The 316-nt window shown below is 75.6% G+C and carries 1 protein-coding gene; it reads left to right on the plus strand.

The annotated features are described in order from the left end of the window. Positions 1-316: FGGY family carbohydrate kinase (locus tag VTU_RS30370; protein ID WP_010110614.1), on the plus strand; the 316-nt coding region annotated here is incomplete at both ends.

The following is a 316-nucleotide window of genomic DNA, read 5'->3' on the forward strand; positions in this document are numbered from 1 at the left end:
ATCGCCGCGGAACTGCTCGCCACGGGTGCCATGCAGCGCGGCGCGGTCCACCGCCTGCTGTTCGCGAAGGACTATCTCGGCCTGCTGCTCACGGGCGAGCCCAGCACGGATGCCAGCGACGTGGGCACCGCCGGCCTGCTCGCGCTCGACACCGGGGCGTGCTCGATGCGGGCCTTCGACGCGGCAGGCCTGTCCGAGCTGGCCGGAACGCTCGCTCCCATCGTGCCTGGCGGCGCGGTGATCGGGACGCTGCTGCCGGAGCGCGCCGGCTCCTGCGGGCTGCCGGCCGGGCTGCCGGTGGCGGCCAGCGCGATCG

It is taken from the genome of Verminephrobacter aporrectodeae subsp. tuberculatae At4 (assembly GCF_000193225.1).
GTDB classification, from domain to species: Bacteria; Pseudomonadota; Gammaproteobacteria; order Burkholderiales; family Burkholderiaceae_C; genus Acidovorax; species Acidovorax aporrectodeae.